We start from the raw sequence: 8,529 nt of genomic DNA, 5'->3' as shown, positions 1-8,529 counted from the left end.
GGGTTTGGGAATATTTGGTTTTTCAGCAGTTTCAATATCTAATGCTAAGCGAGTTAAAGATGCTCTTGAGAAAACTGCACAAGAAGAACTTACGGATGTTAAAAAAGAGAGAGTTGCTGCATATGTAAATATGCTTAACATAAGATATGCTGGAAAACTTAACACTGTTGAAATTCAAAATGAGCCGGGATTGAAAGTTATTGCCGATGCAGATGAAGCAAACAAAATAATAAGAGTTAATGCTTTGGCGTTGATGAAGTTAGATCAAGACTTAGTTGACAATATTATTTTGAATCACGAATTAGTGCATATTAAAGGGACTAAATCTGAATTTATCACGCATTTAAACAATATTTTCAGTTTTAAAAGTGTGAAAAGTTATTTGTTCGGTAAAAAGTCGTTAGTTTCCTCACTGTTAAAATTTTACTCAGCTCTTGATAACTATAAGGCGTGTAAAAATTTTGACAATAAAGATAAAAAAGCTGAAACTATGTATGTTCTTATTAAATCTATAAATATTTTACAGGTATTTATTGACAGGGATGTTATTAAAAAATATCTATCCGAAGACATGCCGAAAGTTTTGGAAGAGTTAGAGAGTGACGGAGCGTCAGAACTGCTTAAAGATTATAAGACTCTCGATGGAGACAGTGAACAAGATGTCAAGACAAATCTTGAAAAATATAAAGAGATTTTAGAGGTTTATAAGGTAAAAGAAGCGGCAGACAGAAAAAAAGAGGAAAACGAAGCTTTGGCTGAAACAGAAATAGAATTTGATGTAAATGAGAGGAAGGGGAGTTTAAAGACGCAAATCGCACAAGCAATTGAAAATTTAATAATGGTTTATAAAGAGTTATTTGATGCAAAAAGTTTAGAGTCACAAGTTGAAGATTTAAGAAAGATAGAAGTAAGTAAAACAGAAGCAGATTTTGAGGAGGCTGTAAAGAAGTTGGGAGCAATAAAATTTCCCATAAAAAATGCAGCAGAGGCCGCCCTGATAAACTTTAAAAAAGCAATAGAAGATTATAAAAAAAGTCCAAAAGAACATTTTGATAAATTGTTGAATACTGTGGATGCTGTTGAATTGATAAGTCCAGAAAACTTTGGTGTAAAAAATAAATTAGTATCGATTTTGAAATCCCGTTTGTCCGACTATAAAGAAGCAGTTAAAAAGTATCATGGAAATAACACAGGACAAAACCATAAAGTGATGGAGACTGCTGAAAATAATGCATTGGAAGCAATAAAAGCATACATAGACGAAAGAATGAAGATTTTAGAAGGCCCGGTTGAGCAAGTATGCAAGATTATAGAGAAATTATATGGCATTTCTCCTGAAGAAGAAATTCAGCAGGTCGCAATGATTTTAAAATATATACGTATGAAAAAAGAAGGAGAACCAGATGTCGAAAAATTCTTGACAGATGACACATTAGTTAACGTACAAGAACAATCAAAAAATTATCCAAAAAATATAATTAACTTCTCGGAAATAATAAAGTGGAAAAAAGAAAACGGCAAGAAGACAGATATACCTATTGTGTTTAATTTAGCGCTTGCTGGGATAGGTGAAAATTTGAAGAGAACAGAATTCTTAAAAGCGTGGTATGTTTTGCAGGTAAGAGAAAGAAAAGTAGAAAAAAAAGAAATGGAAGCAAAATCCGATGTGGAAAGAGAAGAAGCGAAAGCAGAAAGAAAAAAAATCTCAGAAGCAGTGGAAAGCATGTATTTTCTACAAGCTGAATGGTATAACGAGCGTGAATATGGACAGGAAGACATAACATATGAAGATCTTGTGAAGATGGGTGCTGATAAAATAGAGGAAAGTTATGGGTTGGTTTTAGATATAATGACACAAGATAAAAATGAACAACTTAAAGCGGGCGATCCACAATTAAAAACAAAAGCCCTAGATATAGGGCTGAGAGTTCAAGAGAGAAATGGTTATTGGACAATAAAGAGCGTCGCAGAAATAATACTTGACGATTTCATCGCAAAGAAAAATGCCGGCTTTGCCGGATTGACCTTAAACCTGGTGACAAATAATGAGTCGTTAGAAGATGTTAAAAAGTTGTTGAAAAGGATATCTTCCACCGGAAAAACTTACGAGGAAGAATTAATAAATTTAGGCGTATTAAAGAAAGTGTATGGCAAAGGATATGAAGGTTATACAGATACGGATGGGCTAAGTATTGATGGTTTGTATTTACAGAAGACGCATCCTACTATTCAGTATGATGAAAAGACGGGAGAAATGAATTTCTTCTATCATCAAGAATTGATTAATCACGGATCTTTTTTAGCAAAATTAGTTAGGCAAATGGTGGAAAGCGGAGATGAAGAAGACACTTTCTGGTATTTCGGAAATTCCGATAATTTTTTAGCGGGACAATTTCCTTTAGAAGTATTCGATTGGATGGATGATACAAAAACTCCCGCAGTAATCGTTGTCACCGAAAAAGGGACAAGTGAAGGCAATAAAAAAGGCGGTATTCCCATGATAATCAGGACGGCAGCCAGCGCTTTGGGGACGCCTGTTCCGATATTCAAAATTATTGAAATAGCTCAAGTGAAACAAGACAAAGAGTTGGAAGCTGAATTTCAGGCAGCTGAAAAAGCTTTTTTTAATACCAATATAATTATTCTCAAGAAGCTTGAAATTATTTCTGCTATAAAAAAACTAAAAGACGCTCTTGAGAAACAGGAAGTAGTTGATATAATAAGTGGTACATATCCTGACTTGAAGGACAAAGAAACAATAATAAAATATCTGTATGTTCTCGGTGATACGATAGTCAATGACAAATCGACCAATAAAAAGGAAAAGTATGTCAAATTAGAAATTGCAATCGCATCATCGTTAATGGAGTTAAGCAATTTAGTTTCTTTGGCTACCGGAGAGACGTTATTAAAGTTTGTATACTTTACTGATAAGGAAACACAAGAAATGTTCGGTCCGATTAAAAAAGAGGAAAATTTCTATGAAACTCTTGAGGAGCGAGTGGTAATTGAATCTATCAAATCAAGCGTGATAAAGAAAATTGTCGAATTTATATTTGGTATTATCAATAGATTTCTCAGCACGCATATCGCCATTGATCCCTATGTGTCTCAGAAAATTGTCAAAACTACATCTGCCGTAATAAAGGGCATTACCAATAAAATTTTTGAGAATTTATATATACATACGGATTTTGCCAAATACCACGAACTTATCGGACTTGAGGATGTTCTAATCTATGATGGCGAGGGAACTGATGAAGAATTTGCAATTAAAACCGCAGTTAAAAAAGCCGCTCTCGGCAAAAATGTCAATGTGATTATGCCTTTAGACACCAATACCGATATAACAGAGATGTCAGCTGAAAATACCGGCGATAGTCATATTTACAAAAAAACTCTCGCTCAGGGAAACGGGTTTAAAGTCAACGTATATTATTATGTCAACGATAAAGAACCTGCCGCTTACAACGCTTATAAATATGTCGTGGACAACCTGGATGGTGCTGTCGGTATAGTGGAAAACGGGTCTAACATATCCTATAGTGCTATTACTGAAACCTCGCCGTTAGCCGCAGTTTTTGCGATAACGCTTAACACCGAGCAAAATGATCAAGCCAAAGAAAAAGGTTATTTACATTTTACTAATAACCTTTCGGAGTCCGAGAAGTTAGAAATTGCAGGTAAGGAGATAAAAGGCAAAAGAGATGGCAATGATATGAGAAATCAGGTAGCTCTTGCCGCTGCAATTGATGTTTTGGAAATTTCTCAGGATATTTTTGATTCTGCCGAATATAATAATTTTACTACATTTATAGTTGAAGTAAACGTTTCGGGTTACGAAGCTAGGAAAGCACAATTAAAAAATTTTATAGCAGCAGGGCATGCAAAAGATAAAAATATTGTCTTAAGATTTAAAGCAGGTGATTTACAACAGGCAAAGGAAGCGGTACAGATAGTGGAAAATGATTTGAGAAGTTTAAGAGCCAATTTAAGCAAAAAAGATATAAAAAGGTTGGAAATATCAGCGGCGGAATATGCTAAAGCGGATTCAAGAGGAATTGACGGAATAATTTTTGATTTCAATGCTTTATCCAAAGACGAGGTTGACAATGCTTTGACAGGAACATCAAAAATTTCGTCAGCTATAATAAGAGAAAACGTTGACGGCATTGCGGTGGTAGAAACAAATTATTACAGCAACAAGTTTCGTGAAGGCAATATAAAGAATTTCTCTGATTTGGCCGCTGAAATCGGTCCCAAAAATGGAACATTGTTTAATGAAAGCACGGTAGATGTCAATGCAGTTGCTAAAGACGTGGAGAACGCCATGGAATCTGATAAAGGAATGATAATCATAAGATCTGAAATTATTAAGGCACTTAAGAAAAATAACATCAACTTTGATTTCAATGCATTTTTACTGAGAATTGTCACTATATGGGTTTTGGTTGTCAAAAAGACCCCCGAAGGGAGATTTAGAGCAGGAAAACGTGCAGGACTTGCGGTTGATATCGATACGCAAATAGATGAAAAAGGAATATATGAAATTCTTAGGCAAATGCGCAGCGCTTCTTCAGAACAATATTCTGAAATAGTTGAAAATATGGCAAAAAAACTGGAAAATACCAAAACTCGTCAACTTGCTTCATTAATAAAACAAACTCCCGACCAAGAGCAAAATTTAGTATTTCAGGAAGCTCTCGGATATTTGCAAGGCGTTCTTGAAAGACTGGAAGCCAATAAACATATGAAAGAGGTTAATTTTGCAGTTAGGATTGACACGGACATTTACAGATCAATGCTTGTTGAAGCGAGAATGTATGAACTTCTTGACGGCATAAATGTACCCGAACGTAAAGATCAAAGTTATGCATCTGCAGATGATGAATTGCAAAGAGCCGACTACATAGTTTATAAAGACACAGCCCAGACTAGAGAAGAGATGAGAGAAGTTATTAATATACTCACTTCATTTGTTGAAAACGCAAAACCTGATAATCCCGACAGAAGCATAGCCCTTGCCAAATTGCTGGAACTGCTTAACGTTTACAGTAAAGAAGTAAAAGTTTCTAATGATTATACAAAAAACACGATTACGAACGAAGGAGTACGCGCAATGCTTAGCGCGGCATAATTTGAATAACTTTGTTTGAAAATGGATTTATCCGTTAAAAAGTAAAAAGAAGCGCTTTGCACATAAAATCTGTGCAAAGCGCTTCTCTTGTGAACTACTAATTTAACTTGTTGACTGTAGTTTTCTAAAATTTATTTTTTTGAATCAGGCAGAGCCATTATTACGTTTTGGTCGTTTCCCATCATGTAAAGGGGCAGCCTTCCGTCCCATTTTTCAATCCATTTCAGACCTATAACCTCTTTATTTGTCGACTCTTTTAAAAGTTGTTGTTTTTTCGCTTCCGCTTCTGCCATTAAGATTTGTCTTTGTTTTTCTTCTTCTGCCTGCATTCTTTGATATTGCGCTTTTTTAACTTTTTGTTCTTCTATTTGTTTTTCTTCTACGACTCTGTTAAATTCTGCTGAAAAATCTATGTTTGTTATGCTCACGTTTTCAATAATAATATTGTAATGGGCAAGTTTTTCCGAAAGTCTTTCTTCGATGGCTGCGCGCAGATTTTCTCGTTCGACAACTACCATTTCGACCGGCAGTTTTGAAATTGCAGCTTTTGCCGCTTCCTGTACGGCCGGATCGATTACTTTCCACTGATAATCGCTTCCGATATTTGTATGAATATCGTTTACTTTGCTGTAGTCAGGCCTGAAATTTACGACTATGATGGCATGGACTGCCTGTAAATCTTTTGAAGCGGAATTAGCTTTAAATTCCTGCCTTTGCGTTTTTACATCATAGTTTACCACTTTATGCATAATGGGTACTTTTAAATATGTGCCTCTTGCATAGGATTCGGTTTCGCCGGAAAAGATGTTAATGCGCACTCCCACATAACCTACAGGTACCTGAAAAAAGCTTCCCCATGCCGCGCATAAAAGCAATAATATCGCGGCTACAATGATAAAAGTTTTAATGATGTTTCTTGTTTCACTGTTTGGAAATATGTCTTTGTAAACATTCATTTTTAATCCTCCTTTTTAAATTAGAAGTATTATAGCAAAAAATTAAATTTTTAAATTTAGTATAATTTTACAGATATGAAAAATATAAAATCACTAGGCGAATTCGGGCTTATAGACATAATAAGAAAACGTTTTTGTGCAAATGTTGCCATCGGAAACGTAACTGTTGCTATGGGCGACGATTGTTTTTGTTTTAAATACGGAAATTCAAAAATATGCATTACGAAAGATATGCTTGTCGAGGATGTTCATTTTAAAATGGATTGGATTTCTCCTTTTAATTTAGGAAGGAAAGCCGCAGAAGTAAATATAAGCGACATAGCATCGATGGGTGACGCCAAACCTAAATACATTTTTGTAGGTCTTGGCTGTTCGGGAAATGTGTCTGTAAGTTTTATTGAAAAGTTTTACAGCGGCATAAAAAAAGTCTGCGATAAATACGGTGCAGTCATAGCCGGCGGCGATACGGTAAAATCTGATAAATTAATAATATCGGTTACGCTTGTCGGCGAATGCGGCAAAAATATAGTCTGCAGATCTGGCGCAGAAAACGGTGATTTAATAGGTGTTACAAACTTTTTAGGTGATTCGTCCGCGGGGTTGTCACTTCTTATGAAATACGGAGCAAAGTATAAATTTACAAAAGAACAAAAATATTTAGTATCCAGACATAATATACCGAGCGCGCGTTTAACACAGGCAAATAAAATAGCGAAACATATCACTGCAATGACCGACTCTTCAGATGGTCTTTACATATCCGCAGATTTAATTGCAAAAGCTGGCGGTAAAGGCGCCAATATTTATGTTGAAAGGATTCCTCTGTCATGGCAGTTGAAAAAGAATTTTGACGCAGATAGGCAAAAAGAATTTGCTTTATATGGCGGCGAAGATTTCGAACTTGTTTTTACCGTACATGCTTCAAAAGCAAGGTTGTTAAAAAAGCTGGTGCCGTCAATTTCTTATATAGGGATTATAAATAATTCAAAAAAGGTCAAATATTTTTATAATGGAAAAGAAGAAAAAATAAAATATTCTGGCTATAAACATTTCTAAAATGAAAACTTTTATAACTAAAACGCCCGAACAAACAAGAGAACTCGGAGAACGGTTTGCAAGAAAGCTTAAAAAAGGCGATATAGTTTTTTTGAAAGGAGAGCTTGGCAGCGGGAAAACGACTTTTACCCAGGGCATAGTCCGCTCTTTTGGCAATAAAGGTTTTGCCAGAAGTTCAAGTTTTATTTTGGTAAACGAATATAATGCAGGTGAATGCAATTTATTTCATCTGGATTTGTACAGATTAAGTCCGGCAAACGTATGGGATATGGGAATTGAAGAATACCTTTTCGGAGGTAATATTGCGATAATAGAATGGCCTGACAGACTTATCGGTCTGAAAAATGACAGTAAGTGGAATGTGGAAATAGAAAGTTTCGTCGATAAGCGAAAAATAAAAATAGAGAAAAGAAAATGAAAATTTTAGCTCTGGAAACTTCTGGAAAAAGTTTAAGTACGGCTTTAAATGAAAATGGCAAGACCGTTGCGGAATTTTTTTACGATCACGGACATATTCATTCTGAAATGTTGATTCCTTCAATCGAACGCATTTTGGAAGATACAGGAAATACATATAAAGACATAGACAAATTTGCAGTTTCCGCCGGTCCCGGAAGTTTTACCGGAATAAGAGTAGCAATGACGGCAGTAAAAACTCTTGCCCAGAGTTTAAATAAGCCCGCTGCTGTTGTAGATACGTTGACAGTTTTAAAAAATGCTCTTAATATAAAAGGAATTAAAATAGTTCCAGCAATAGATGCATTGAGAAATGAAGTATATATTAAAATCGGGAAAAAGGTCATAATAAAAAGTATAGATTCATTTGCGGACAGTTTAAAAGCTTACAAAAACAGAGTTTTGATTGTCGGAAGTGCGGCTATATCGTATAGAAATAAACTTGCAAAAACGCTGGGAAATTACAGCGTATCTTTACCTGAAACTTTCCATCTCCCGAAAGCATCCGTTTTAGCCGTATCTGCCCAATTTGAAAAAGATTTCCCTTTTGACAAAGTCGAACCGCTGTATATACGGCGCTCGTGGGCTGAAGAAACTCAAAAAAGGCACTGTACTAAATAATATCCGACTTGACTGCTTTTTAAAATTTTATAAAAGTTCACTTGCAAAGTAGTAATTTTTTGGATTTATTTCCTATTATCAATCAACTTCTTTTCTAAACAATATATCTAATATTTCCGTCAAATCTTTATCTAAATCACCATTGTATTTTGTATATGGTATATTAAACCTATCAAGAGCCAGCTCAAATCGCCTAAAACCGTCTTTATCTCTCAAAGCAACCCAGCTGACATTTAACTCGTCCGCTTGATTTTTATTTTGTTGTGATAAAGTGTCTGCAACAAAGACATCTGATTTTCTGGC

The 8,529-nt window shown here is 35.1% G+C and carries 6 protein-coding genes; 4 read left to right on the top strand and 2 right to left on the bottom strand.

All coding sequences use genetic code 11. From position 1 onward, the window contains the following. On the top strand, positions 1 to 5,137 hold a 5,137-nt coding region (locus LBD46_04635; GenBank protein ID MDR2426448.1), incomplete at its 5' end, for a hypothetical protein. A gap of 131 nt (positions 5,138 to 5,268) precedes the next feature. Here the strand turns inward: LBD46_04635 and LBD46_04630 are convergent. Further along, a complete protein-coding gene (locus LBD46_04630) occupies positions 5,269 to 6,093 on the bottom strand; it encodes a prohibitin family protein (GenBank protein MDR2426447.1) in 825 nt (274 codons plus the stop codon). A gap of 75 nt (positions 6,094 to 6,168) precedes the next feature. Here LBD46_04630 and thiL point away from each other — a divergent pair, with 75 nt between their 5' ends. Genes thiL through tsaB form a run of 3 tightly spaced genes read left to right on the top strand, consistent with a single transcriptional unit; the run spans position 6,169 to position 8,226 of the window. After that, positions 6,169 to 7,149 (top strand): thiamine-phosphate kinase, encoded by a 981-nt coding sequence (thiL, locus tag LBD46_04625; protein ID MDR2426446.1) that lies wholly within the window; start codon positions 6,169 to 6,171, stop codon positions 7,147 to 7,149. Between the two features lies 1 nt (position 7,150). Continuing rightward, positions 7,151 to 7,567 carry a tRNA (adenosine(37)-N6)-threonylcarbamoyltransferase complex ATPase subunit type 1 TsaE gene (tsaE, locus tag LBD46_04620; protein MDR2426445.1) on the top strand — a complete coding sequence of 139 codons (417 nt, stop codon included), beginning with the start codon at positions 7,151 to 7,153 and terminating at the stop codon, positions 7,565 to 7,567. Then, positions 7,564 to 8,226 carry a tRNA (adenosine(37)-N6)-threonylcarbamoyltransferase complex dimerization subunit type 1 TsaB gene (gene tsaB / locus LBD46_04615; GenBank protein ID MDR2426444.1) on the top strand — a complete coding sequence of 221 codons (663 nt, stop codon included), beginning with the start codon at positions 7,564 to 7,566 and terminating at the stop codon, positions 8,224 to 8,226. The genes tsaE and tsaB overlap by 4 nt, the downstream gene beginning before the upstream one ends. Positions 8,227 to 8,304: 78 nt before the next feature. On the opposite strand, the gene LBD46_04610 is transcribed toward tsaB, so the two are convergent. Further along, on the bottom strand, positions 8,305 to 8,529 hold a 225-nt coding region (locus tag LBD46_04610), incomplete at its 5' end, for a hypothetical protein (GenBank protein MDR2426443.1).

The sequence above is a fragment of the Candidatus Endomicrobium procryptotermitis genome (assembly GCA_031279415.1).
Lineage (GTDB): Bacteria > Elusimicrobiota > Endomicrobiia > Endomicrobiales > Endomicrobiaceae > Endomicrobium_B > Endomicrobium_B procryptotermitis.
This window is presented reverse-complemented; position numbering and strand designations above follow the sequence as displayed.